Origin of the sequence: Aetokthonos hydrillicola CCALA 1050, from assembly GCF_017591665.1 — a bacterium.
In the GTDB taxonomy this organism is placed as follows: domain Bacteria; phylum Cyanobacteriota; class Cyanobacteriia; order Cyanobacteriales; family Nostocaceae; genus Aetokthonos; species Aetokthonos hydrillicola.
On the sequence record NZ_JAAKGC010000054.1, the window covers coordinates 26,718 to 50,588 of the forward strand.

Consider the following 23,871-nt stretch of genomic DNA (forward strand, 5'->3'; position numbering starts at 1 on the left):
GGTGCTATGGTGACAGTGCTTGCTGTATTTGTAAAGCTATTTGCTCATCTGGTTCTAGATCGCGTTTATAGCTAATGAAAATCCGTTTACGTGGTTGCGAATCCTGGGGTACAACAGCACCTTTTATAGTCTTTCTGTTTTTCAATACTGGCGTGGCAGATTCTGGAATACTTTCCAAATCAATGGATGTACAACCAAACTTAAACCCATCTTCAATAGTTCTACCTGCGCCTAAAGCATCATAAAACCCGACTGCAAATTTAATTGCAGCCTTATCCCCAATCTCTTTGTTCATCCCAATCACATAATCAATGTGTTGGTGAATTGCCTCTGCTTGTTCCTCAGAATAACAGGCATTGAGTACCACACACTCAACCTGGGGAAACAAACTAAATAGTTTCGCCAAGGATTGTCCACTTACCAATTGCGTTTGTCCTGAGTTATTTTGTAGCGCTAACCCCTCGCTGGCTGCACCATGTCCAGAAAAATGTACAATGTGTGGTTCATGATCCAACAAAGCACGACGCAAATCATCAACTCGCACCGCCAATTTAAAGATGATTTCAAACTTTTCTCTACCCTTGGCACGTTCTAAGCAGGCTTCAATTTCCCGCACTTCCTCATCCAAGCGCAGCTTGTTCGTGTCTGTGGGATTGGCAGATAAAAGCAGGATTTTTTTCGCCATTCAGTCAAAAAAACAGGACGACTATATCATAAGATTATTTCTCTCGCATTCTAAATGATTTTTGAAACAGAATGAATTTTGAAGAACAACGACCAACATGGGATGAGTATTTTCTTATGTTGGCTAAATTAGCAGCAACTCGTTCAACATGCCTTGCCTTTCCGGTTGGTGCAGTTATCGTTAAAAATAAGCAAGTTGTAGCCACTGGTTATAATGGCTCTCCATCTGGTTCAGTTCATTGTACTGCGCAAGGTTATTGCTACCCTGGCTTAAGTAGCTGTGATGCAAGTAAAGCTCTACCATCTCGTGCTGTTCATGCGGAAGCCAATGCGATCGCGCAAGCTGCCAAGCACGGTGTCGCAACTGATAACGCTAAGATTTACGTCACATTAGAACCTTGTCTTTCTTGCTTAAAATTAATCATTTCTGCTGGTATTCGTGAAGTGGTTTACGAAACCTCTTTTAACACCGGAAACAGTCTCTTTGTTAGAGATTCTTTTATCAAAGAAGGTTTAATTACACTTAAACAAATAACAGTTTCTGATGATATAGCTGAAAAAGCAGCCTCTTTTCTAGTGAATTTAACCTCTATTCCTAAGGTTGACCCCATTACATCAGATCACAACGAACAATAGGCTAAAAACCTGACGAGCCAAAACCACTGGCTCCTCTAAGGGTATTACTCAGTTCTTCCTCTTCTTCCAGAACCGCGTGAATAACTGGTGTAATAACCATTTGAGCAATCTTCATATTTTTCAACACTTGAAAGGTTTCTTTTCCATGATTGATTAAAATCACTCCAATTTCTCCTCGATATCCTGCATCGATTGTTCCAGGAGTGTTAAGTACAGTTATTCCATGCTTTAAAGCTAATCCGCTTCTTGGTCTGATTTGAGCTTCAGTCCCTACAGGTAACTCTACTGCAATCCCGGTACGTATCAATCTACTTTCTCCAGCAGGAATTTCTTGTTCCTCTATAGAAAATAAATCTAGCCCAGAATCTCCAGGATGTTCATATCTAGGAGTCGTTGCTGACTTATTGAATTTTAATATCTTGATTTTGATTTCTTGCTTCACGCTCAAGGTTTTATTTAAAAATCAGAGTACTAGTATATAGCAGTTCTGATTTTAATGACATACACAATGCCCTCACTGACATCTCGCACCATTGTGAATCAGCCCGATATCCCGCCCAGAACTGAAGTTCCGGGCTAATAGCTTAAGTCCATTGAAATGGACTGTAATCCTTGAGCAGTCCTCTTGAGAGGACTTTAGCTATTAGCCAGCGATTTAAATCGCTGGCTGGGTGGCTGACAACCCAGGTGCAAGATATCAGATCACCCCCGCCCTAACAGGCACCCCTCTCCCAAACTTGGGAGAGGGGCAGGGGGTGAGGGCTAGAATGTACGGGATACTATAGAAAACTGCTATAGTTCCAAACCCGCTTAAGGTTCATGACTGCGACGGATCTCAGTGACTTGATCTGCTAAATCCAAAATAGATTTAGGCATTTCTGAGCCTGTGAGGATAATATCGATATGATTAGGGCGGTTGGCAAGAAACTCTAAAACTTCTGTTTCAGAAATTAAGCCAAAGTGAATTGCCAAACTTAAATCATCCAATACCACGAGAGAATACTTATCCTCAAGAATAACCTTTTGTGTATAATGCCACAATTTTTGGAGTGCTTCGTGTTCAGTATCATCTAGATGTGGTGTATCAATACAACGAGGCATATTACAACGGATCCAATCTAATTTTTGTGCCAATTGGATGGGATGCTCATATCCCTGACGAATACCACCTTTCAGGAACTGCACTACTAATACAGGTGTACCTTGACCAGCAATTCTCAGTGCTTGGGCCATGACACTTGTAAAAAAGTTACGATACGAACTGGTAAAAATTTGTAATAGCCCTTTCACAGAACGTGACAAGCTAACGGTTGAATTTACACCTGGGGTTTCTAACTGAGCAACCATAATAAAATAAAAAAAATAACAGGCAACTTACGTATTTATACTGCTCTTTATCAGTATAAATCAACGTTTATAATCTAGCTGTTTTGAACAATGTGTAGTCAATTTACTAAATCTTACCTCTAGTCAAACACTATATTTATGGTTAAGTCAAGGGTTAATCAACTTAACATTTTTTTCTTGTCTCTTAAAAAGTGAGTAAAAAATAATACATAAAAATCAGGGAGATGATTAATGAAAAACCAGGGAACATAACTCTGAAAATCCTTAGAGACTCAGAGTTTCCCGTTGATTATCCGAAATATATATACACAGTTGTAATTATGACAGCGTGATAGAGGAGTACATTGTTGTGAGATTGGTGATTCTAGGAGGTTCAGGATCGGGGAAAAGCACTCAAGCACAGAAGTTGTGCGCATACTTTGACATTCCTATAATTTCTATCGATGAAATTTTATGGGGGGTGTTTGCAAACTATACTGACCTTAGTCGCCAGCCGCAAAGTCTCCTTGAAACAAAAACATTTGTGTCGCACGAAATAATGACTGAATTCATTCGGACTCGTCTTACACAAGTCGACGTGGAACATGGTTGGGTATTAGAGGGATACCCGCGTAGTGTCTTCCAGGCTGAGGAATTGGATTTTTTAATGGAGGATTTAGGGCAAAAGCTAGACTGGGCAGTTTATTTACAAGTACCCCAAGCCGTGATGGTTAGTCGTTGCCTTGGCTGCTTTCTCCCTGATGACCAACCAGAGATCGTCCAACGCCGCGTCGAATTATTTTACGATCGCACTGTCCCTATTTTAGAGTATTACGATCATCAGCGACGTTTATTGACTATAAACGGTGATCAATGTCCACTGACGGTACACCAAAATATCGTAACTCTCTTGTCTCTAAATCAGTAACTTGTCAAAGTATCGACCACAAGGGGAACCATTAAGCTGTATCCTAATCAAAAATAACGTTTAGATTCCTCGTTGTAAAAAACGTGGAGAGTACAAACTAAACTTTGAGGCAATCTCTAATGATCTGGCAGCGCTCTGACGGACGGCAACCCGAAGAACTTCGTCCCATCAGCTTTCAACAAGGCTTTACCAACTTTGCTCCTGGTTCGGTTCTCGCAAAATGTGGCAATACTCAAGTACTTTGTACCGTCAGCGTTACTCAACGGGTTCCTACCTTTCTACAAGGAACTGGCAAAGGCTGGTTAACTGCTGAATATCGAATGTTACCATCTGCAACACAACAACGACAGGAACGAGAATTATTGAAACTCTCAGGACGAACGCAAGAAATTCAACGTCTCATTGGACGTAGCCTACGAGCAGCAATAGACTTGGAAATCTTGGGGGAATACACGTTAACTGTTGATGCAGACGTCCTACAAGCAGACGCAGGAACTAGAACCACAGCAATTACAGGAGGGTTTGTTGCCCTAGCAAATGCCATTTCAAAATTATTACAAGAGGGAGTTTTAACGCGATCGCCCCTAATCGGACAAATCGCAGCAATCTCTGTAGGGTTATTAGAAGGCGAAGCATACCTAGATTTAGACTATGTTGAAGACGTTGCAGCTACAGTGGATTTAAATGTAGTGATGAATCAAGATTTTGGGATCATCGAAATCCAAGGGACAGCAGAAGAAGGTAGCTTTACCCGCACACAGTTAAATCGACTACTTGACTGTGCTGAAAAAGGAATTGAGCAATTGTTACTAGCCCAACGCGAAGCACTGCCAGAGATTTTTTAGAGGAATGAGCCCCTGCGGGGAAGTCAAAAGTCAAAAGTTAGGGAGCAGAGGAGCGAGTGGATACTCACTCCTGAATCCCTATGCACCATGCCCCATGCCCCATGCCCCATGCCCCATGCCCTATGCCCCATGCCCCATGCCCCATGCCCCATGCCCCATTCCCCATTCCCCATTCCCAATTGATGTTAAGAGTTTCAAAAGTTAAAAAGGTAAATCGTCAGAATTTCGCTATTGTATTGCTGGAAGTTGCCAAAGAGTTGAGCAGATAATGAACAAAAAAGTTGAAGTTGTTGGGGATCAACAAGCGCTCATTGCGCGATCGCTAGAATTGATCCTTTCTAAAATCGAAACTGCTATTGAACAGCATGGACGGTTTACTATTGCCTTGTCAGGTGGTAGCACACCCAAACCCTTATACGAAGCGATCGCCACTCAAAATCTCCCCTGGGATAAAATTCATGTGTTTTGGGGAGATGAACGCTACGTTCCCGCCGATCATCCAGACAGCAATCAACTGATGGCACATCGCGCTTGGCTAGGGCGTGTGGATATCCCAACAGCTAATATACATCCAATGCCAACCTCAGATCAGGATCCAGCAGATGCAGTTGCTAAGTATGAGCAACATTTGCAAGAATTTTTTCACTCTTCACCCGGAGAGTTTCCGGCGTTGGATGTGATTTTGTTAGGAATGGGCGACGATGCTCACACCGCATCATTATTTCCCCACACAGAAGCATTAAAAGTACGAGATCGCTTGATTACTGTAGGGAACAAAGATGGAAATCCCCGTCTCACTTTCACCTACCCATTCATCAATGCTGCTAACTGCGTTATGTTTGTAGTTGCTGGTGCAAACAAAAGATCAGCTTTAGCTCATGTTTTCGCGTCAGTAGCAGATGACTTCACTTACCCATCTCGCTTGATTCAACCCCAAGGGGAACTTTGGTGGTTATTAGATAAAGATGCTGGTAGTGAGTTAAAACAGGATGTAGCAAAGTAACACTTCATACTTTAGCCTTCAGCTTCGACGTAACAAGTATTAAAATCGAATGCTAGAGATACTCCTGTGCTTACTATCCAGTATATTTATGTTTAATAAAGGCTTAATTCCATGATCGTCTGCCCTAATTGTAATCACTCAAACCCGGACGGCGCTGTCCAATGTGAAGCTTGCTACACTCCATTACCAGCCACCACTAACTGTCCAAACTGTGGCGCAACCGTGCAAGCAGATGCAGCTTTCTGTGGACAATGCGGTTATCATCTACATACAAATTCTGCTAGTGCTAGTGCTGTTCCGCCAACCGTTGCCCCGGAAATCCCTGAAGCAGAAACAGCTCCAGCTATTCCTGAGCCACAAGTAAACTTACAGCCTACTGTCACAACAGGCTCTTCTAATTATGAGGCTCCTGAACATTCTTCCTTACCACCGACAGCAATGTCAGTTCCTGATGTAGCAGAAGTCGCTACTTCCCCAAACATCGCCTCAGTACCAGATGTTACAAATCAGCCTCTAACTGTACCCCAGCTCCCAGATCCAGTCCCTCAAGCAACAACGCCACCCACTGCTGCTAGAACCCAACTACAACAGGTGAATGTGCGGCTACTTCATGTTCAAACCGACAGGCTTGTGGAATTGCCACAAAACCTTTCCGTTATCCACATGGGTAAACCAAACGACCGCATCCCCCCAGATATAGACGTTTCTGGTTTTCCTAACTCAGAAATTGTTTCACGTATTCACGCAGATATTCGTGCCGAGGGAGACGCTTACTACATTGAAGATGTCGGTAGCTCTAACGGCACATACATTAACAATTCGCCCCTATTACCTGGTAACCGGCACCGTTTGCGCTCAGGCGATCGCATCAGCCTTGGTAAGGGAGATTTAGTTACGTTTCTCTTTCAAGTGTCCTAACCAAAAGGCTTGGCAATCCTTTCATCCTACCTTCGTGAAGATTGTAGGATGAAAAACAACAAACATATTACAATAGAAAAAAGAATTTGTTATGATAGATTAACCACTACCCCTGTGCGGGAATGAAAAAGCACTTATGAACCATCCCCCTAAATTCCCCTCCGGTGAGCAAACAATGTTTGCCAGCGATCCCATTAGTCTTCGTTGGCTGATTGTCGCAGCGATCGCCACAAGTTTGCTCTGGCAAATACCAGCAGGACACTACATTCTATATCCGTTCACCATATTAGCAACTTGGTTTCATGAGATGGGTCACGGATTAGCTGCAATCCTTTTAGGAGGTCAATTTCAGCAATTAAGGATCTTTCCGGATGGTTCAGGTGTAGCTTATCACAGCGGTGGATTATTCTTAGGGCCAATTGGCCGTGCAATAGTTTCAGCCGCAGGACCAATGGGACCACCAATTGCTGGTTCTGTTTTAATTCTAGCATCACGTAGTTTTAAGACAGCTAACCTCAGTCTAAAAATTCTGGGTTGTTTTTTAATTATTTCTACATTGATTTGGGTGCGATCGCTCTTTGGATTAATAGCAGTTCCGCTACTAGGCTTAATTATTCTTGCGATCGCCTTCAGATCTCCTCGATGGATGCAGGAATTTGCTATTCAGTTCCTTGGGGTACAAGCGTGCGTGAGTACATATTTACAGCTAGACTATTTATTTAGCGCTTCTGCTGGTCCTGGTTTACATTCTGATTCAGCACAAATACAACTACAATTACTTTTACCGTATTGGTTTTGGGGTGGGTTAATGGCGATCGCTTCCTTCGTTATATTAGTACAAAGTCTCCGTATTGCATATCGTCACTAAGAATATTCACTTAACGTTAATGTATGTATAAGCACGAGCTTTTGCTAAAGTCATTATATGCTCTAATGTTAGAAAAGTATCCAATTCCTTTTTTGTCTCTGGGGTCAAATCCCCTACTTTATGTTTGTAAACTAAGTCATGTGAACTACCCACAGTGCCGCAAGCGGTCACAGTGGGCTTCTGACACCTTGAATAAGGCTATCAGAACTTCCTTCTCCCAAGGGGAGACGCTGCGCGAACGAGGTACTAGCTTTCGCAGTAGTAATAACTACTTTCCCCTTCCGGCTTTTTATTGTGGGGAAAAGTCCCAGCCCCACACGCTTTATATTGATTGAGGCGTTAATATCCCTATCAACATAAAGCAATTCTTTCGGGTCAAAATAACTCCTGATTGAACAATCGGTGAATACCAATTCATCTCGATAGCACAATAACTGTGAAGTGTAAGCAGGATTTACCTTTACTACGACTGCTCCAGATGAGCGAGGCTATGTAGTCCAGTGTAGTAAAGAATTGACCGAAACCAGCATCCAACCAGGATTTATTTAAACCTGATTTGGCGCTTTGTCCATTTGAAAGAAACTTTCCTTGCCCGTCCTTTTTGGCTTTGTTGCGCTTGGTAAGACCGCGTAAATTTAAGTCTTCATGAAAGAAAACTTTCTTGCCAGTACGCACCAATTTATGAGCGGTTTTATATGCGTGGTCTTTACGGGAACGCGCAATACGTTGATGTTCCCGTGCTTCTCGCGATTGCAGTCTCCGACGGTTAGCACTCCCCTTTTTCTTGGTAGCCTTGCGTTTAGAAACTTTGGCGAGTCTGTTGTGAGACTTGCGGAAAGATTTAAGTGAGGGTAGTTTTTCAACCTCTGACGTTGCTAGATAATCATCCTCATGCAGTACCGCATCCATGCCCAAAGAATTGTCCCAAGTAGGAGTAACATCGTCTGGATTGAATGCCGGTACTGTTGGATCTTCAAGCGCAATGGTACAGTACCACCCATCTGCTTTACGGGTTAACAATATGTTTTTAAAAGTGAACCCGCCTGGCAATGGTCGATGCAATCTTACTTTGAGCCATCCTTTAAGTTTTGAAATTGACAGGAATAACCAGTCTTTCTCAATTCTTTCAATGGTTACAGCCTGACCCTCAATTTTTATAGTACGGAAATTAGCCGCATTTTTAAATCTGGGTTTACCGCTTTTTTTCCCATTACTATCACCACCAAGGAACCGTGAAAACGCTAATTCTGCACGTTTTGAGACATCTTGTAAAGTTTGAGATGGAACACGCTTGAAGTCCAATAACTCACCAGAATGACGAACCCTGATTAAGTCTTCTTTGAATTCTGGTAATAGCTTTTTCTGGCTGTAAAAACCTGGATTCTCCCTTAGCTTTGGAGGGGTGATAGTACAAGAAATTAGGCAGAATTCCCCTTGAGGAAAGACAACGTAATTCCTGTTTAACTCCCACCAGTTGAACCTATCACCTAGCTGCCAATTGTACCAATACTGGCAAATTCTCAACCATTCGTTAAGTTCTATTTTTTGATTGGTGTTTGGGTAAGCTCGATATTGGTAATTTAGCAGCGTAAGAATCACCTCCTTTGTATGACTGTTGCTATGATAGACTACGGTGATTATAACATAGTTCCTGGAAACCGAAGTGAAAAATGATTTTGTTTCAAAAGGTAGGTCAGTCAGTGATTTAAAAATTCATCTGGTTTTAACGACCAAGTATAGGCGCAAAGTCTTTACTGATGAGATGTTGAAGCGCCTGCATGTTATCCTTGAAGAATTATTGCTTAAATGGAATTGTAAATTAATTGAGTTTAACGGTGAGGAAGACCATGTACATACACTCTTTCAATACCATCCAGACTTACAATTAAGCATATTAGTTGGTAACATCAAATCAACTACTTCTCGTAGAATTAGACAAGAATTTGCTGAACATTTAAGTCGTTTCTATACCAAAGATGTTTTTTGGAATGGCTCTTATTTCGTTGCAAGCTGTGGGGGTGTAACCATCACCACTTTGCGGCAATACATTGAAAACCAAGACCGTCCAGAGATAGGCGATTCGTCAGCCAAAGAGCTCCCTGGTTGAGTTGCAGTCAACTATGGTCGGGGGTGTCTTCCTCATCACCCCGCCATTCATCCCCACACTGACCTGGGTACAGGTTCAGTGTGGGGCTTCTGACGGGCTAGCTAACCGTTCTTGTGCTATATCTGATAGTTTAGAATTGACAACAGTTTCAGGTGTAGTTCCAGAAGCAATAAAGTCAACAATTTCGTCGTAAACTCTAGTTGTCTTTACGGTTGTAGTCATATATTTATTCTCCTGGTATATGTCACTTTATATATGGTACTTATTTATATGGTGTCTTGGAGTTAAAATTAAAGAAGACTACACAACACAACTACGAACGGGAGAGTGATTATGACCCAACAATTTCTCCCAAATCAGTTGCAGACAGATCCTCTCAATATCGCCGATGTCGTTTCCTATCTCAAACAAAACGGTTGGCAACCAGTCACACATCCTAATACACGTCTATTAGTCTTCCAAGGTTCTGCTGACGATCAAGGTAATCCCATCGAACTTTTATTGCCCAGCCAAAACACTTTTGAAGATAGTTCTCGCTTGTTAGCAAAAGCTGTTAACTTATTGGCAGCCATTGAAAATAAATCTCCCCAAGAAATTATTGACTTAGTTACGCAAACACATAGTATTTCAACAGTTGGTAGTTAGCTTTCCAATTTGAGTTTTTCCTATTGTTAGTTATGAGCTGCCCCAATACTGCTCGGTTAACGAGAATTCGAGAATTGTAGGTTGGGTTGAGGAACGAAACCCAACATTTATAGGGTTTTGTTGGGTTTCGCTATCGCTCTACCCAACCTACTTTGAACTACTTTGAACTTAAGTTTTAGGCTTAACCGAGCAGTATTGTGAGCTGCCCTGGTTATATCCCATAGAAATACACTTCAGGCAGAACCTTTTGTTACTCACGAATCATGTGATTTGTCTGAGAGTAAATGTCACCAAGGTTCTGTGGTAACATTAGTTGGAGCTATCAAGGGTACAAACCCCTGCGAAGCGCCAAAAACCCAGTTTTCTCATTAAGACTTACTTTTTTAGCGCACGAGTCCTGAACTACAATCTTTGATTGAGTTGGGGTGCGTTCAACAACCTGTGAGATAATTCATGACACAAGCACTAACTGTTCGCCAAATCCTGTCAGATAACGATACGGGATTGTTATCCTATATTAGAGATCAACTGGTTTCAAAAGAATTTTCACACTTTAGAGCCCAGATGGGTTTTTATGTAGACGAATATTGTACTAGAGTCGGTTCTGGCAAAGAGTCTTCTGAGCTACAAACTACCCTTTTTATTACTTTAAAGTTTTTGATTGTTACAGATAACCAAACTAGTCCAGATGACGCAACGCTACATGCTCTTGAGTTTCAACAGATGTTGGATGCTCAACTCGTTAACTGGAGCCAGCGTAACAAGCATAATATAGAACCAATTTCCGAGATTACCGGAAAACTCAGCAACTTAGAAGAAATACGCTATCACGGCGGCTATCTTCCAGGTTTTGAAATCCAACGTAAGTTTGCTCTTACCTACTAATAGGGAGCAGGGAGCAGGGAGCAGGGGGAGCAGGGGAGCAGGGGAGCAGGGGGAGCTCTTAGCAGAGGAGCAGGGGAAGAATTAAATGAAGTCCTCTATCCCAGTACCCAATCCCCAATCCCCAATCCCCAGTACCCAGCCCCCTAAACGCGACCGGAGCGTAAAATACTAATAATTAACCATAAACCTAGTAAGCTAGCAACAGCAAATAATATATTGCTCAAAAAAGAGAACTCTGTTGTTTGTGCTCTACTAGAGATAGTCGCTGCTCCCATAATCAGCGAACCAACCAGAATGCTGAAAGAAAGACGATTGGCTGCGTCATCTGTCGTGCGACGTAAAGCATCTAAACCTCGGATCGATATATTCCATTGTAAAGTTTCCGAGGTAACTCGGTCTAATAATAGTTCAATTTGTCGAGGTGACTGTAAAGATAGACTTTTGAGATCTAGCGCTGTTCTGAGGAGCGATCGCAAAGGATTCTCCCCAATCAACTGTCGCCGAAACAAATCTGTTAACAGTGGCTGAATTTCTTCAATAAAATTAAGCTCTGGGTTGAATCCGCGAGCCAAACCCTCTAAATTAGCTATAGTTTTGGCATACAAACCCATATTACTAGGCAAGCGAATTTTATTATTGCGAGCTACTTGCAAAATTTCATAAATGACTTGACTGAAATTGATTTCTGATAAATTTATATTGTGATACTTCCGCAGCATCCGGTCATAATCGTTTTCTAAACGTGCCACAATAACCGGCTCTGTAGAATCTGCTAATTGTAATGTTAACTGAGCACATCGTTGAGCATCTAGATCAACAATTGCCAGCAACATTTCTGTTAATATCTGTTGAGTACGCGGATCGAGCCGTCCCACCATCCCGCAATCTAGAAGAGCAATACGCCCATCATTGAGATAAAATAAATTTCCTGGATGAGGATCAGCATGAAAGAACCCGTCTATATATAGTTGTTGGAAAAACACCCGAAATAGCAGGGTAGTAATATCTTTACGCTGTGTGTATGCATCTTTACCGTTTTTTTGCTCGTCTATCTGTGCTGATAATATTGGTACTCCATCTAACCATTCCATCACCAATAACTTTGGTGTTGTTAAATCCCAATAAATTTCAGCAACAATTATTTGTGTCGGATCATACCATCGGCTAGTAGATAAATTACGCCTAAGCTGATCAGTGAAACCTGCTTCTCGTGTAAAATCTAACTCAGCTTCTAACGCCTTCGTAAATTCTTCTGCTATAGATTTTATTTCATAGGTTTGCCCAAACTCAGTACGAGCAACTAGATCAGCGATCCCTTGAATTAATGCGATGTCTTGGGCTATAGTCAAATCAATCCCTGGACGCTGCACTTTAAGGGCTGCTTCTCTACCATCTGCAAGTACTGCTCGATGTGTCTGGGCTATGGAGCCAGCTGCAACTGGAATAGGATTGACGGTAACGAAGGTTTCTTCAAGAGGACGTTTCAGTTGCTGACGTATGACGAATTCTACCTCTGACCAAGCAACTGGGGGTACTTCGTCTTGTAGTGTTGATAGTTCCTCAATATAGGCTGCGTTGAGCAAATCTGGACGGGTAGATAGTAGCTGACCAAGTTTGACATAGACTGGCCCCAAATCTACTAAGATGTTTTTCAAAACGGCAGGTGTTGGTAACTGGGGTTCATCAGCTTTAGCACCAGTAAGTAGCCGTCGCATATAGTCCCAACCGTTACGGAAAAGGACTTCAATAATTTCTCTTTGTCGGGGAACTGTTTGAGTGAGGAACATGGTGTTGTTTTCTGAACCGCAGAAGAAGCGCAGGGAGAGTAAACCAATCAAAAATTTTTTAATTTTTAATTTTTAATTAGGTTGTCCTCCCCCTGTGACCCCCACGTTATACTGAAATAACTATTTTGCTTCTGCCTAAGGTTTAGGTTTTATAGTAGATGAGTGAATCGGGGATCGCTTTGTAGGGTTTTGAGGACTTGTTTTATTTCCTGGGTACGGTCTTTTTTAGTAATGAGTGTGACGTTGCGATCGCGCACTATCACCACATCCTCTAACCCAATAGTAACAACGACATCGTCTGAATTGGTAGCATAAACAATCGAACCTTGAGTGTCTAAACCCACATGAGTAGCCATTTCTACATTAGGAGAATCCTCTTTTTTGAGTAAACGCTCAATTGCATTCCAATCTCCCAAATCATCCCAGCCAAACTCTACTGGTAATACATATGCCAGACTTGTCTTTTCCATTAAGGCAAAGTCTATGCTCTTTTTAGGTAGTTCAGGGTAAATACCAGGGCCATGTTTCTCAATAGGTTCAATAATTTCTGGAGCATGGATATATAGTTCCTTGAGAATAATACCAGCTCTGAAAATAAACATACCGCTATTCCAGCTAAAACGTCCTGTAGATAGAAAACTTTCTGCCGTTGGACGGTCTGGCTTTTCTGTAAAACGGTTAACCTGATAAGCAGGTATGTCATTAAAGCTACTAACTTTTTCACCCTGTTCTATGTAGCCATATCCAGTTGATGGAAAGGTGGGCTTGATACCCAGAGTAACGATTGCTGGTGTGCTTGCGGCAAGAGAAGCTGCAGCACTTAAAGTGTCCGCAAACGCCTCTTGATCACCAATCCAGTGATCAGCAGGGAAAAAACCGATAACAGCGTCTTCTCCGTAACGCTTTTTTAGTTCTAAGCTAGCCCAAGCAACAGCAGCGGCTGTATCCCTTCCTTGTGACTCAACCAGTAAGTTCTCGGATGGTAATTCAGGTAGTTGTTCTTGAACACCTTGGGCTATCTGACTAGAAGTGATTACCCAGAGATTTTCCCATCCGCTTGTTAGTGGCAGTAGTCGATCAGCAGTTGCTTGGAGTAAACTTCTAGAACTACCATCAAGAGTTAAAAACTGTTTAGGACGAGTTTGACGGCTTAAAGGCCAAAATCGCTCTCCTTTACCACCAGCAAGGATTACGGGGAACAAGGTTTTAGTCATTGTGTCATAAAGACTTACTGAACAACACTATAAGTTTACTGTGACATATTACTCAGGAGGAGCCAGTGCGTTGGGCGGGTTTCCCGACTTAAAGCATCTGGCGTTTAGGAGTCAGGAGTTAGGAGTCAGGAGTCAGAATTCAGGAGTCAGAATTCAGGAGGAAGCATAGCTGTCGACTGAGGAGGTTGCTCAAGCATTTGGCGTTCAGTAGTTAGAATAAATCTTGTCTTTCGATTTCAACCCACCGAAATTGAAGACGTTGTGCAGCCGCTTTATATTTAAAACCCTCTATTTAAGGGCATTTACATAGAATACATTCTGACTCCTGACTCCTGAATTCTGAATTCTTTTTGTTAACATTACGTTTAGGGATCGGTTGAGTGGGGAGATCGCAGTGGTTAAACAAATAGAACGTAAAGAACATCAGGGAAAAGCTGAAAAAGTACAACCTTTACAAAATAATGGAGTAACAGCACAAAATCAGGTTCAAAACCAAGTAAAAGAACAACATCAAGCAAATAATTCTCGTAACTTTGCTCAGGTTGCGAGTTCCATTCCCACCCAGCTTTATGATCGGTTGGGATTGAAAATGCCTAGATGGTTATTTTGGATACTGAGCATCGTTGTGGGAACAACTTTATCGGGGTTATTAGTCTCGTCTTTAGCACTTTGGACACCGCTGTGGAGTGATGTGGATCAAAGTGAGGACGATTTAGGCTTTACTCACAAAGATTTACCAAAAACGCCATCGCCACAAGACATATTGAGTAACATCTCCCAATATCAGTTAAAACGACCAATTAATATTTTAGTTTTAGGCATTCAACCAGTTCCTGGTAGTGTTGATGGCTCTCCAGAAAGCTTTGCTGGTAAAAGTAATACTATGTTGTTAGTAAGACTGAATCCCAGTGATAAATCCCTCCGAGTGCTTTCGATTCCCAAGGACACCATGACAGCGATTCCAGAAAAGGGATTAAATAAAGTAGCTGATGCTAATTCTCACGGTGGTCCAGTTTTGGCAGCAAGAGTTATGAGCCGCACTTTAAGCAATGCAGCAATTGACCGATACATACGCATCTCTACTAGTGGTTTGCGCCAGTTAGTCGACGAGCTCGGTGGAGTTGAGGTATATGTCGCCCGTCCAATTGCGTACAAAGACAATTCTGGAAGGCAGATCAATCTAGTTAAGGGATGGCAAACCCTCAACGGTGATCAAGCAGAAATTTTTGCTCGTTTCCGAGAACCAGGATTGGGGGATCTATCAAGGGTACAGCGACAACAAGCGCTGTTATTGGCTTTACGCAATCGGCTAAACAGCCCCACTATTATACCAAAATTGCCTCTATTAACACGTTTTATGCGCAAGTACTTTGACACTAACTTAAAGGTGGACGAAGCAATGGCGTTGGTTAACTTTTCTGCTAACGTAGAGCGCGATAATTTACAAATGACTATATTACCTGGTAGTTTTAGCCGTTTCAGTAAAGATCCCAACAGCTATTGGTTAAATTTAACAGGACAAGCTCGCTTATTGTCTGAGTTCGCTGGAGTGAATATCGCTGGCATGAAACCAGATGAGCGATCGCTCACTAGCCTTAAAATTGCTGTTCAAAATGCTTCTGGACAACCACACAAAACCGAAAAAATTATAAATTATCTTAAACAAAAAGGCTTTACTAAAGTTTACGCAATGCCCGATTCACCCGATCCTCAAACTCAAAGTAGAATCATCGCTCAAAAAGTCAGCCGTCAATCGGGAGAAGAATTGCAGAAAGTCTTAGGTTTTGGTGACGTTCAAGTGTGGGCGATCGGTGATTTGCAATCAGACGTAACAATTCGTATAGGTAAAGATTCAAAGTAGGGGAGGCAAATTGGGGCGTGGATGTTCTTCCCCCAATGTTGCCGTTGTGTTAGGCGCGTGATTAAGCGTAATCTCTGAGTTTCGCGCCGTAACGCACCGCTATTAATAGGGCAATTATTAGTACCATATTTACACAATCACCAATTTTTGTGCCGTAATGCACTGCTATCAACGGTGCGTTACGCTGTCCCTAGCGCACCCCACCCGACAAATGTTATGAAAAAAATTCTGCTTCGTTTATTTGGTTTGATTTTAATTTTGTGCCTTGCCTTCTTTTGGGTCATGATTAATGCAAAGCCTGCTTTTGCACAAACAAAAACAATCAACTATGGTAACACAAATTTAGAGAATCGTGACTTTTCTAACCTTGACTTAGAAAGAGCAGTTTTTGCTGCTGCTGAAATGCGAGGGGCAAATTTTCAAGGATCTAATTTAACTAATGCCATTATGTCACAAGGAGTTTTACTAAAAGCTAATTTGGAGGGAGCAGATTTAACAGGTGCTTTGCTTGATCAAGTTACTTTTGATAACGCAAACCTGAAAAATGCTATTTTTAAAGATGCAGTTATGACACGTGCTCGCTTCTATGACGCCACAATTACTGGTGCAGATTTTACTGACGCTATAATTGATCGCTACCAAATATCGCTCATGTGCAAGAAAGCTGATGGAATTAATCCAGTGACAGGTGTTGCTACGCGAGATAGTTTAGGGTGTAAGTAAATTTTTATTTATTTTACACCTATGATCATCCTACACAGCCTGTATTAAGATCCGCTACCTACAACGCTAGAATTTTCCAAAATAACCACTAATTCGACATCAAATTCTTCTTCAAACACTTCTTTCTTATAATCCAAATTCCAGAGTTCTAAAGCGCAGTCATCATCAGGAAGAGATGGAAAAATGTGCATTTTTAATTTATGAAACTCTGGAAAATACTCGCAACGAACTTCTTTAATTGCTCCTATTTGCCGTCGATCAAGAGCAACTGCTAATCTTAAAATAGCACTCAATTTGCAGACTATTTGCCGATGTTGTTTGTGCAGCAAATTGCGGTAATTTTCATGCTTTTTTTTAGGAGGAGATTTGCGATGATAACGTGCTATATTAGCAATTATTTCTATTTCTGTTTCTGTATAGCCTAGCAACTCGCCATTACGAATGAGATAGTAAGAGTGTTTGTGGTGAGCCGAATGGCTAACAAAATGACCACTATTGTGTAATATTGCCGCAGCCCAAAGCAGTTCTCGTTCGTCTTTTCCCCAATTATGTAGTTTGCCTTGTGTTTGATTAAATAAACTAATGGCAAATTCTGCTACACGCTCACCGTATTCTAAATTAACGTGGTATTTTTTGGCAGTTTTGAGAACATTCCTCTCGCGTACTGAACCTTGGTAACGTAGGCGATCTTCAATTAGACCATGTGTGAGCATCCAGTTGACGATAACACCTTCTCGGAGGGCACGCTCGCAAACCGTTAGCGACTCAACCTGTAGCAGATTCATCGCCTCACATAATATTACAGCCCCTGCTAATATAACTTCTGAGCGCCTGTCTGGCATTGCTGGAATTGCAGCCCGTTCTAAATTATTTAGTTTTCGGAAGCGATTAACCCACTCTCGCAAATCTTTGAGATTAAATTCATAACCGTTAAATGTTGAAGGCACAACACCTAATTTTTCCCGCGCATGGATAATCGCTAAAGTCTCGATTGTTCCAGAAGTTCCCACTAAACGAGGGTGCTCATTTGATTGTAGATTCGCCCGTACCTCGTCGACGGAACGTTCTAACATTCCACTTATGTAGGCTTGTAAGTAATGAAATTCAGCATTGCTAATCGGATCAGTGGTGATTAATTCGCCTGTTAGTCTTACTGCACCAATTTTAGTACTGGTAAGAACTCGCTCTTCATGACTATCACCTAAAATAATTTCTGTGGAACCACCACCAATATCAATAATAAGATGAGGTTGGTTGTTAAATTCCATCCCCGACAATACACCTAGATAGATTCGTCGCGCTTCTTCTTGTCCAGAAATTAGATCAACGCTCAAACCTAATTCGTTTTGTACTCTTTGTAAAAAATCTTGACCATTGGGTGCTTCCCGTACAGCGCTAGTTGCTACAGCAATGATTGTTTCTGCGTTGTGAGTTCTAGCAACTTCTTGAAAGCGTCGTAAAGCAGCGATCGCCCTATCCATCACTTCTGGTTTAAGAGCCGCTGTTTCAATATCGCAATCGCCCAGTCTTACGGTTTCCTTTTCTTTACCGATAATACTAAAGGCTGGTAGTGTTGGTTCAATCCGTACAACCACCATGTGTAGAGAATTTGTCCCTAAATCGATAGCAGCGATTATTCTCTGTCGCTGTGTTGTTTGAGATGGAATACTGTCGTCGCTTGAAGACACTAAACTTACCATGTCGTTTATGGATAGAGAAGTTATAGTTAGGAAATTATCTGTGTTCTCATTAAAAATCTTCTCTCCATAGAGACGAAATTCTGCCAAAATATTTAATAAATAATTGTAAATTTATCTATACATTGTTATGGTAACTACGCCAGAACACAGCCAAGAACCTACGTGGCTTGTCATTATCAGGCTTTTACGATGGCATAAACCTGGAGGAAGATTGATTTTGATGATTCCTGCTCTTTGGGCTGTATTTTTAGCAGGTAATGGAAAACCGCCTTTGCCATTGGTTGCCGTTATTGTTTTAGGTACTCTTGCAACAAGTGGGGCTGGGTGCATCGTTAATGATTTGTGGGATATAGATATTGATCCCCACGTCGAAAGAACACGCGATCGCCCTCTAGCTTCTCGTGCGCTTTCTATAAAAGTTGGTATTGTCGTCGCTATAGTGGCTATGGCATGTGCAGCAATTCTCGCTCTTTATCTTAATCGACTTTCATTTTGGTTGTGTGTCGCATCTGTGCCAGTCATTCTACTTTACCCTGGTGCAAAGCGAGTGTTTCCCGTACCTCAGTTAGTGCTTTCGATAGCTTGGGGTTTTGGCGTGCTGATTAGCTGGAGTGCAGTGACACAAAACCTCTCTGATGCAACCTGGTTACTTTGGGGTGCGACTGTATTTTGGACTTTAGGATTCGATACTCTTTATGCTATGAGCGATCGCGCAGATGATCTGCGAGTTGGGGTTAATTCCAGCGCTCTATTTTTTGGTAATTACGCACCTACTGCCATTGGAATTTTCTTTGCTGGTACTGTCTGTTTTCTGAGTTGGCTAGGTTTTCTCATCCATCTTCACCTCGCTTTCTGGATTAGTCTTGCATTTGCTAGCGTCGCTTGGTTTTGGCAATACCTTCGATTAACACAAAAAGACTTGCCTCATCCTGCTTACGGTCAAATGTTTACGCAAAATGTGTGGATTGGTTTTATAGTGCTTGCTGGTATGATTTTAGGTTCTCTGTAGGATGCGCTCTTGAGGAAGTCCTTAACGCATCTTGAATTTGTGGTGGTGTGTTACGGCTTCTCCTAACACACCCTACCTTAAAATTTCTTAACAATTTATGAGAAAAATTATTATCAAATGGGATCTAAGCTTCAATTACAGCCTGAGAAACATTGGTTTGCAGCAATGGTAAACCTTGTGCCTCACTCATTTCCTGAAGTGAAGAGTTTCGTCCTGAATTTGTTAGATATTTTCCATCATTAATGGGAGAAACTACCTTCATTTGGTGAGAAATGCTATGGTAGCGGTGGGTTTGTTGAGTTTGCTCGCGTTCTTGGAAACTTTCATTAGCGACCTTCTTGCGTAGTTTAATAATGGCATCCATGATTGCTTCTGGTCTAGGGGGACATCCAGGTATATAAACATCAACTGGAATTAATTTGTCTACCCCTCGAACTGCTGTAGGAGAATCGACACTGAACATACCCCCCGTAATTGTACAAGCTCCCATTGCGATAACATACTTCGGTTCTGGCATCTGTTCATAGAGACGCACGAGAACAGGAGCATATTTCATTGTAATTGTGCCTGCGGTAATCATCAGATCTGCTTGTCTTGGAGAGTTGCGGTAAAACATTCCAAAGCGCTCTAAGTCGAAGCGTGATGCCATCATACCAACAAGCTCGACAAAACAACAGGCTGTACCAAATAACAGAGGATACATACTAGACATCTTTGCCCAGTCGTACAAGTCATCTAAAGTTGTCAGGATGATATTTTCAGAAAGCTCGTGCGTCACTTGAGGACGCTCAATAGGATTGATAATAGAGTTAGTCATGAGCTTGATTCCCCCAGAATTCTCCATTTGTGACAGGTTATACCATTTTTATATAAAGCTCCATATATTGACCCCCGGCTACGCCGTCCCCCCTTACCAAGGGGGGACTACAGGGGGGTAAAAATAATGTGCAGCTTCACAAAAAATCGGTATTAGTGTCATGAACAATTTATCAATAAGTAATAGTGCTTAAAAATATGCAACAAATCGGGGGAGAAAATACACTTTTTAAGCTTAGGGTAAGAAGCCTTTCTAAATCCTGACTCCTGACTCCTGACTCCTGACTCCTGACTCCTGACTCCTGACTTCTGACTCCTGACTCCTGACTCAATTTCCCACTGTTTGAGCTTCTTGATAAATAACTTCCTGAAACTGAATCATGTCTTTATGAGGATCTGCGTGACTCACTTTAACTAATAACTGCTCACCCAATGTAACGCCACGTTTAAAAAACATTGGCAATTGTAAGCCCAAATCTTCTAACATGATGAGTGCTAAGTTACTGTCTTCGCGAAGCCACATTAACACAGTGGTTTCCCAGGCTTCATCTGGATGACGGCGCAGGTACTCTAAAGCCCAATATCTATTGGTTTGTCGTTCTACCATCGTTACTTCTTGGGTGATAGTAGACACGGAAATCATCACTTCTTTCAGTTGTTCTGCTGAGAAGGGTAGAACTTCACCGCGTAGATGTGCTTTTAGTTGAAAGTGTGTTAGTAAATCGCTATAACGTCGGATAGGGGAAGTTGCCTGAGTGTACGTGTCTAAACCTAAACCAGCATGACGTACAGGAGTGATGCTCATTTCGCTTTTAGGCATACAGCGCCGCATAGCGCAAGCACGGACAAATCCCGCTGGAAGAAGGAGTAATTCCTCATCGGGGGGCAATTCTGGCTGTGGTTGACCACGAAAGGGTAAGGGGATATTATGAGTTCGACCGTAGCGAGCAGCAACCTCACCAGCTAAAATCATCATTTCTGCTACTAGTTGGCGGGATGAGGAATCGTCTAAAACATCAATACTGATTTTGTCGTCTTTGACTTTAATCATTGCCTCTGGCATATTGATGCTGATTGCGCCTTGAGCGTATCGCCACTGTTGACGTTTTTTTGACCATGTTGCGATCGCTGTCATTTCTGGTTCCGCCTGCACCCCTAACTCTAGCATTTCATCAACATCTTCGTAAGTTAGGCGGTATGTGGGCTTAATGATACTGGCATGAATGCTATAATCTTCAACTGCTCCAGTTGAATCTAAAATAACTCCGAAGCTTAAAGCATAGCAAACACAGCCCTGAACCAAACTCATTGGTCCAGTTGCCAATACCTCTGGGAACATAGGAATCATTCCCGTTGGTAAATAAACTGTACTACCCCGCTTTCTAGCTTCTAGATCTAACTCATCTTCTGGCATTAACAACCGTGTGGGATCAGCGATATGCACCCACAACCTTTCTTTCCCATCAGGTAGTAATTCCCAACTCAGACCATCGTCTATCTCAGTAGTACTTTCGTCATCTATTGTGTAGACTTTTAAACTTGTCAGATCCAAACGATCTGCTGCATCTTTATCTTGTTGAGGGGAATTTAAACGCTGTTGCGCCACTTCTAACACCTTGCTAGGGAACTGAACCGGAATTGATGAGCGACGCAGGAATAAGTTTTCGTTCGGACTCCACCACCCCAAATCAACTAACAGTTGAAAAGCTCCTTGGGGAGTTGCAGGACGTCCTAGCATCGTCATTGTTTCCAAGACTGGTGCTGGCGGGGGATAGGCACGTGCTAATGCATCATAACTTAAACCCACACGTACAACATCGGCAAGTAATGACGCATATTTTTCTAGTGCTTCTAAGCGATGGCGATCAGGACGTTGCCATTCAACTTCTACCCCAGCCAGTGCTTGCTCTACACGAGCCAAAAATTCTTGTTGTCCTCTAGCTTTTAGGGCTTCTACCTCTATTTGATGTTTCCGTTCTGCCACCTGAGCAGCATTTCGTGGTTCATACGCATCTCCCTTTTGCTTGAAGTAAATTTTGTCATCCGATAACAAGCAATAGGCTGCGTAACACTGTGGTGGTTGTGATTCTGAATACAAAATATTTGCCATTTCTGTTGGAGTGACTATTTCGCCACCCTCAACAAGTAATTCCCAAGCCACTTCCAAACTCGATGGATCCAGATAAGGCTTGACCTCGTCAAGAAATGCTGGTATTTGTGAAGGTTTATACGTTTGCCCTGTAACTGTATAAGTAATTTGTCGTGGTGCGAGACTGTGGGATTGACCACGTTCATCTACTACAAACCAACGGGTTTTACCATCTGGGCGATCTACTATACCCAAACGGCGATCGCTACCAGGTCTAAATTCAACTAGCGTCCCCTTATCCACAAGCCTCGCAATTATTTCAGATTTTTTATGAGTTAGATTTAGGATTCAATCACAGGTATTGCTTCCTAAATCTGATTTTTGGAAATTTCGGAGTCTATTTTACACTCTCTTACGTGAACTTGAAGCATTGGATTTTAGAAACTGAAACCCAACATTCTTCAGGGAAAGCTTCCTAAGCTTGGAAACCAATGAACTTAACTTACATAGTGAGTATCTCTTGCGACTTTGATCCGTGGAAGGTCAGCCGAACTATTCGTAACTGGCATTGATAACCCTTCCACACCTTTGCCGAAGAAATTCACATGGTCTAAAATTAATCTAGCCTTCAGCGTTGATAAATGGCAACAAGGCTAAAATGCGCGATCGCTTAATTGCCAGTGTCAACTCTCGCTGTTGCTGAGCGGTCAGTCCAGTGATTCTACGAGGCAATATCTTGCCACGTTCGGTAATGAACTTACGCAATAAATCTACATCTTTGTAGTCAATTGGTTCTCCTGGCTTTATTGGAGATAGACGACGGCGGTAATAGCTCATTTTTACTTAATTTCCTTGTGAACGTTATGTCTGTTGCAATTTGGACAGAACTTTTTGAGTTCTAGTCTGTTGGTCGTGTTCCGACGATTTTTAGTGGTGGTATAGCGCGAAACGCCAGGAGTTCGTTTTTCTGGGTTAGTGCGACACTCGGTACACTCAAGCGTCACTATTATACGTACACCTTTACTCTTAGCCATAATCTTACAACCAGTTAAGCCCGAAGATAATTAACACAAATACTCATTATCGCATATTACGTCGAATTTTTTCAACTATTCGTTTAACTTTTATATCCAACGAGTAGCCGCGACGCGACGAAACGATCACCGTGCTAGCGTAGCGATCGTGCAAAGCTAGTCTCATCTGAGTATCATAAAAAGCCGCTCCACAGTCAATTACCATAGGTATCACTAGCAGTATAGCAGTGGGGTAATGTACGATGTTGTTCAAGGCAATTGAAATCAAAAGCGCACATGAGCCTACTATTCCCTCTCTCTTGAAAAGAGCCTGCAAATCAGGAAGTCTTGCTTGTTGAAATTCTAGAACTTTGATATCGAAAGCCCAACGTCCCAAACTTTGCCCTTGATTGATGTAAGGCACCATCACGCGCGAAATCACCCAACCAACAATAAAAATTAAGATTGGAACCACTTGAATTCCAAGCTGGTTACTTAAGAAAGTAGAACTGACCAACCAGACACCCAAAAAATCAGTCGACGCTGCCATTGCTCGTCGCCGAAAATCAACTCGTGGATATTGTTGCGGTGTTGTTCGTTCAATAGTCATTTAATGATTGGTAGTGCGTATGACTACTACGTAGAAGGTTGTTATGATTCCAGGGTAAAAAGCTCAATACGAACAAATGTAGCTTTTTTATCGTCTTGCTCAAGAAGATGTTTTTTTTTGATAAAGCTTGAACATTGTCCTGTGTGGGTTCTAGTGTGAGGTTTTTTTCTATGCTAATATGTTGTTCCAAACTGGTAACCGTCA

At 42.0% G+C, this 23,871-nt stretch carries 27 protein-coding genes; 12 read left to right on the forward strand and 15 right to left on the reverse strand.

The window, feature by feature from the left end; translation table 11 throughout:
* Window positions 1-4: 4 nt before the first annotated feature.
* On the reverse strand, window positions 5-685 hold the full coding sequence (locus G4P69_RS40290; RefSeq protein ID WP_208351540.1) for a CHAT domain-containing protein: 681 nt from the start codon (window positions 683-685) through the stop codon (window positions 5-7).
* Between the two features lie 71 nt (window positions 686-756).
* Here G4P69_RS40290 and G4P69_RS23465 point away from each other — a divergent pair, with 71 nt between their 5' ends.
* Window positions 757-1,320 (forward strand): deoxycytidylate deaminase, encoded by a 564-nt coding sequence (locus G4P69_RS23465; protein WP_208351542.1) that lies wholly within the window; start codon window positions 757-759, stop codon window positions 1,318-1,320.
* A gap of 1 nt (window position 1,321) precedes the next feature.
* Here the strand turns inward: G4P69_RS23465 and dut are convergent, their stop codons facing one another.
* Both dut and G4P69_RS23475 read right to left on the reverse strand, forming a co-directional pair.
* Window positions 1,322-1,762: a dUTP diphosphatase gene (gene dut, locus G4P69_RS23470; RefSeq protein WP_310834158.1), complete on the reverse strand. Its 441-nt coding sequence runs from the start codon at window positions 1,760-1,762 to the stop codon at window positions 1,322-1,324.
* A 368-nt stretch (window positions 1,763-2,130) separates the two neighbouring features.
* On the reverse strand, window positions 2,131-2,667 hold the full coding sequence (locus G4P69_RS23475) for a P-loop NTPase family protein (protein WP_208351544.1): 537 nt from the start codon (window positions 2,665-2,667) through the stop codon (window positions 2,131-2,133).
* Window positions 2,668-3,016: 349 nt separating this feature from the next.
* Between G4P69_RS23475 and G4P69_RS23480 the strand changes: the two genes are divergently transcribed.
* The 5 genes from G4P69_RS23480 (at window position 3,017) to G4P69_RS23500 (ending at window position 7,208) form a co-directional block, all read left to right on the forward strand.
* On the forward strand, window positions 3,017-3,574 hold the full coding sequence (locus G4P69_RS23480) for an adenylate kinase family protein (RefSeq protein WP_208351546.1): 558 nt from the start codon (window positions 3,017-3,019) through the stop codon (window positions 3,572-3,574).
* Window positions 3,575-3,693: 119 nt separating this feature from the next.
* Complete coding sequence (gene rph, locus G4P69_RS23485) at window positions 3,694-4,419, forward strand: ribonuclease PH (protein WP_208346231.1); 726 nt, start codon at window positions 3,694-3,696, stop codon at window positions 4,417-4,419.
* Window positions 4,420-4,687: 268 nt separating this feature from the next.
* Window positions 4,688-5,422 carry a 6-phosphogluconolactonase gene (gene pgl, locus G4P69_RS23490; protein ID WP_208346684.1) on the forward strand — a complete coding sequence of 245 codons (735 nt, stop codon included), beginning with the start codon at window positions 4,688-4,690 and terminating at the stop codon, window positions 5,420-5,422.
* A 111-nt stretch (window positions 5,423-5,533) separates the two neighbouring features.
* Window positions 5,534-6,340: an FHA domain-containing protein gene (locus G4P69_RS23495; RefSeq protein WP_208351549.1), complete on the forward strand. Its 807-nt coding sequence runs from the start codon at window positions 5,534-5,536 to the stop codon at window positions 6,338-6,340.
* A 136-nt stretch (window positions 6,341-6,476) separates the two neighbouring features.
* Window positions 6,477-7,208 carry a M50 family metallopeptidase gene (locus G4P69_RS23500; protein ID WP_208351551.1) on the forward strand — a complete coding sequence of 244 codons (732 nt, stop codon included), beginning with the start codon at window positions 6,477-6,479 and terminating at the stop codon, window positions 7,206-7,208.
* A 167-nt stretch (window positions 7,209-7,375) separates the two neighbouring features.
* Here G4P69_RS23500 and G4P69_RS40895 read toward each other — a convergent pair whose 3' ends face one another.
* Window positions 7,376-7,639: a hypothetical protein gene (locus G4P69_RS40895; RefSeq protein ID WP_420798708.1), complete on the reverse strand. Its 264-nt coding sequence runs from the start codon at window positions 7,637-7,639 to the stop codon at window positions 7,376-7,378.
* Window positions 7,623-8,807, reverse strand: coding sequence for an RNA-guided endonuclease InsQ/TnpB family protein (locus G4P69_RS23505; protein WP_310834157.1), 1,185 nt, complete (start codon window positions 8,805-8,807; stop codon window positions 7,623-7,625). Before G4P69_RS23505 ends, G4P69_RS40895 begins: the two co-directional genes overlap by 17 nt.
* Before the next feature lie 64 nt (window positions 8,808-8,871).
* Between G4P69_RS23505 and tnpA the strand changes: the two genes are divergently transcribed.
* Window positions 8,872-9,315 carry an IS200/IS605 family transposase gene (tnpA, locus tag G4P69_RS23510; protein ID WP_208342882.1) on the forward strand — a complete coding sequence of 148 codons (444 nt, stop codon included), beginning with the start codon at window positions 8,872-8,874 and terminating at the stop codon, window positions 9,313-9,315.
* Between the two features lie 75 nt (window positions 9,316-9,390).
* Here tnpA and G4P69_RS23515 read toward each other — a convergent pair whose 3' ends face one another.
* On the reverse strand, window positions 9,391-9,537 hold the full coding sequence (locus G4P69_RS23515) for a hypothetical protein (protein ID WP_208342890.1): 147 nt from the start codon (window positions 9,535-9,537) through the stop codon (window positions 9,391-9,393).
* A 111-nt stretch (window positions 9,538-9,648) separates the two neighbouring features.
* Between G4P69_RS23515 and G4P69_RS23520 the strand changes: the two genes are divergently transcribed.
* Together G4P69_RS23520 and G4P69_RS23525 are read left to right on the forward strand one after the other, a co-directional pair.
* A complete protein-coding gene (locus tag G4P69_RS23520) occupies window positions 9,649-9,960 on the forward strand; it encodes a hypothetical protein (protein WP_208342878.1) in 312 nt (103 codons plus the stop codon).
* Between the two features lie 453 nt (window positions 9,961-10,413).
* On the forward strand, window positions 10,414-10,845 hold the full coding sequence (locus tag G4P69_RS23525; RefSeq protein WP_208342877.1) for a hypothetical protein: 432 nt from the start codon (window positions 10,414-10,416) through the stop codon (window positions 10,843-10,845).
* A 143-nt stretch (window positions 10,846-10,988) separates the two neighbouring features.
* Here G4P69_RS23525 and G4P69_RS23530 read toward each other — a convergent pair whose 3' ends face one another.
* Together G4P69_RS23530 and G4P69_RS23535 are read right to left on the reverse strand one after the other, a co-directional pair.
* Window positions 10,989-12,632, reverse strand: coding sequence for an ABC1 kinase family protein (locus G4P69_RS23530; protein ID WP_208342875.1), 1,644 nt, complete (start codon window positions 12,630-12,632; stop codon window positions 10,989-10,991).
* Window positions 12,633-12,781: 149 nt separating this feature from the next.
* On the reverse strand, window positions 12,782-13,846 hold the full coding sequence (locus G4P69_RS23535; protein WP_208342873.1) for a mannose-1-phosphate guanylyltransferase: 1,065 nt from the start codon (window positions 13,844-13,846) through the stop codon (window positions 12,782-12,784).
* A 394-nt stretch (window positions 13,847-14,240) separates the two neighbouring features.
* Between G4P69_RS23535 and G4P69_RS23540 the strand changes: the two genes are divergently transcribed.
* Both G4P69_RS23540 and G4P69_RS23545 read left to right on the forward strand, forming a co-directional pair.
* Window positions 14,241-15,707 (forward strand): LCP family protein, encoded by a 1,467-nt coding sequence (locus tag G4P69_RS23540; RefSeq protein ID WP_208342871.1) that lies wholly within the window; start codon window positions 14,241-14,243, stop codon window positions 15,705-15,707.
* Between the two features lie 216 nt (window positions 15,708-15,923).
* Entirely contained in the window at window positions 15,924-16,430 is a 507-nt protein-coding gene (locus G4P69_RS23545; RefSeq protein WP_208342869.1) for a pentapeptide repeat-containing protein, read from the forward strand.
* 44 nt (window positions 16,431-16,474) lie between these two features.
* On the opposite strand, the gene G4P69_RS23550 is transcribed toward G4P69_RS23545, so the two are convergent.
* Window positions 16,475-18,130 (reverse strand): Ppx/GppA phosphatase family protein, encoded by a 1,656-nt coding sequence (locus G4P69_RS23550; RefSeq protein WP_208342867.1) that lies wholly within the window; start codon window positions 18,128-18,130, stop codon window positions 16,475-16,477.
* Between the two features lie 127 nt (window positions 18,131-18,257).
* On the opposite strand from G4P69_RS23550, the gene G4P69_RS23555 reads away from it, so the two are divergent.
* Window positions 18,258-19,139, forward strand: a complete 882-nt coding sequence (locus G4P69_RS23555; protein ID WP_208342865.1) for a 4-hydroxybenzoate octaprenyltransferase — start codon at window positions 18,258-18,260, stop codon at window positions 19,137-19,139.
* A gap of 124 nt (window positions 19,140-19,263) precedes the next feature.
* Here the strand turns inward: G4P69_RS23555 and nuoB are convergent, their stop codons facing one another.
* The 6 genes from nuoB to G4P69_RS23585 form a co-directional block, all read right to left on the reverse strand.
* Window positions 19,264-19,956 (reverse strand): NADH-quinone oxidoreductase subunit NuoB, encoded by a 693-nt coding sequence (nuoB, locus tag G4P69_RS23560; protein WP_208342862.1) that lies wholly within the window; start codon window positions 19,954-19,956, stop codon window positions 19,264-19,266.
* A 327-nt stretch (window positions 19,957-20,283) separates the two neighbouring features.
* Window positions 20,284-22,347 (reverse strand): ribonuclease catalytic domain-containing protein, encoded by a 2,064-nt coding sequence (locus G4P69_RS23565; protein WP_208342861.1) that lies wholly within the window; start codon window positions 22,345-22,347, stop codon window positions 20,284-20,286.
* Window positions 22,348-22,665: 318 nt separating this feature from the next.
* Window positions 22,666-22,881, reverse strand: coding sequence for a 30S ribosomal protein S18 (gene rpsR / locus G4P69_RS23570; protein WP_038088818.1), 216 nt, complete (start codon window positions 22,879-22,881; stop codon window positions 22,666-22,668).
* 2 nt (window positions 22,882-22,883) lie between these two features.
* Complete coding sequence (gene rpmG, locus G4P69_RS23575; RefSeq protein WP_208342860.1) at window positions 22,884-23,078, reverse strand: 50S ribosomal protein L33; 195 nt, start codon at window positions 23,076-23,078, stop codon at window positions 22,884-22,886.
* Window positions 23,079-23,124: 46 nt separating this feature from the next.
* Complete coding sequence (locus G4P69_RS23580; protein ID WP_208342859.1) at window positions 23,125-23,667, reverse strand: RDD family protein; 543 nt, start codon at window positions 23,665-23,667, stop codon at window positions 23,125-23,127.
* Window positions 23,657-23,871, reverse strand: a 215-nt coding sequence (locus G4P69_RS23585) for a hypothetical protein (RefSeq protein ID WP_208351552.1), incomplete at its 5' end; no start/stop codon positions are given. The genes G4P69_RS23585 and G4P69_RS23580, both read right to left, overlap by 11 nt.

What these genes read in the sequence shown, in the direction of transcription:
- pgl (WP_208346684.1), top strand. Translation starts at nt 4,688, where the DNA reads ATGAACAAAAAAGTTGAAGTTGTTGGGGATCAACAAGCGCTCATTGCG.
- G4P69_RS23580 (WP_208342859.1), bottom strand. Translation starts at nt 23,667, where the DNA reads ATGACTATTGAACGAACAACACCGCAACAATATCCACGAGTTGATTTT.
- G4P69_RS23550 (WP_208342867.1), bottom strand. Translation starts at nt 18,130, where the DNA reads ATGGTAAGTTTAGTGTCTTCAAGCGACGACAGTATTCCATCTCAAACA.
- G4P69_RS23520 (WP_208342878.1), top strand. Translation starts at nt 9,649, where the DNA reads ATGACCCAACAATTTCTCCCAAATCAGTTGCAGACAGATCCTCTCAAT.
- rpmG (WP_208342860.1), bottom strand. Translation starts at nt 23,078, where the DNA reads ATGGCTAAGAGTAAAGGTGTACGTATAATAGTGACGCTTGAGTGTACC.
- G4P69_RS23465 (WP_208351542.1), top strand. Translation starts at nt 757, where the DNA reads ATGAATTTTGAAGAACAACGACCAACATGGGATGAGTATTTTCTTATG.
- G4P69_RS23500 (WP_208351551.1), top strand. Translation starts at nt 6,477, where the DNA reads ATGAACCATCCCCCTAAATTCCCCTCCGGTGAGCAAACAATGTTTGCC.
- G4P69_RS23475 (WP_208351544.1), bottom strand. Translation starts at nt 2,667, where the DNA reads ATGGTTGCTCAGTTAGAAACCCCAGGTGTAAATTCAACCGTTAGCTTG.
- G4P69_RS40290 (WP_208351540.1), bottom strand. Translation starts at nt 685, where the DNA reads ATGGCGAAAAAAATCCTGCTTTTATCTGCCAATCCCACAGACACGAAC.
- G4P69_RS23495 (WP_208351549.1), top strand. Translation starts at nt 5,534, where the DNA reads ATGATCGTCTGCCCTAATTGTAATCACTCAAACCCGGACGGCGCTGTC.
- G4P69_RS23530 (WP_208342875.1), bottom strand. Translation starts at nt 12,632, where the DNA reads ATGTTCCTCACTCAAACAGTTCCCCGACAAAGAGAAATTATTGAAGTC.
- rpsR (WP_038088818.1), bottom strand. Translation starts at nt 22,881, where the DNA reads ATGAGCTATTACCGCCGTCGTCTATCTCCAATAAAGCCAGGAGAACCA.
- G4P69_RS23545 (WP_208342869.1), top strand. Translation starts at nt 15,924, where the DNA reads ATGAAAAAAATTCTGCTTCGTTTATTTGGTTTGATTTTAATTTTGTGC.
- G4P69_RS23525 (WP_208342877.1), top strand. Translation starts at nt 10,414, where the DNA reads ATGACACAAGCACTAACTGTTCGCCAAATCCTGTCAGATAACGATACG.
- nuoB (WP_208342862.1), bottom strand. Translation starts at nt 19,956, where the DNA reads ATGACTAACTCTATTATCAATCCTATTGAGCGTCCTCAAGTGACGCAC.
- G4P69_RS23535 (WP_208342873.1), bottom strand. Translation starts at nt 13,846, where the DNA reads ATGACTAAAACCTTGTTCCCCGTAATCCTTGCTGGTGGTAAAGGAGAG.
- rph (WP_208346231.1), top strand. Translation starts at nt 3,694, where the DNA reads ATGATCTGGCAGCGCTCTGACGGACGGCAACCCGAAGAACTTCGTCCC.
- G4P69_RS23515 (WP_208342890.1), bottom strand. Translation starts at nt 9,537, where the DNA reads ATGACTACAACCGTAAAGACAACTAGAGTTTACGACGAAATTGTTGAC.
- G4P69_RS23555 (WP_208342865.1), top strand. Translation starts at nt 18,258, where the DNA reads ATGGTAACTACGCCAGAACACAGCCAAGAACCTACGTGGCTTGTCATT.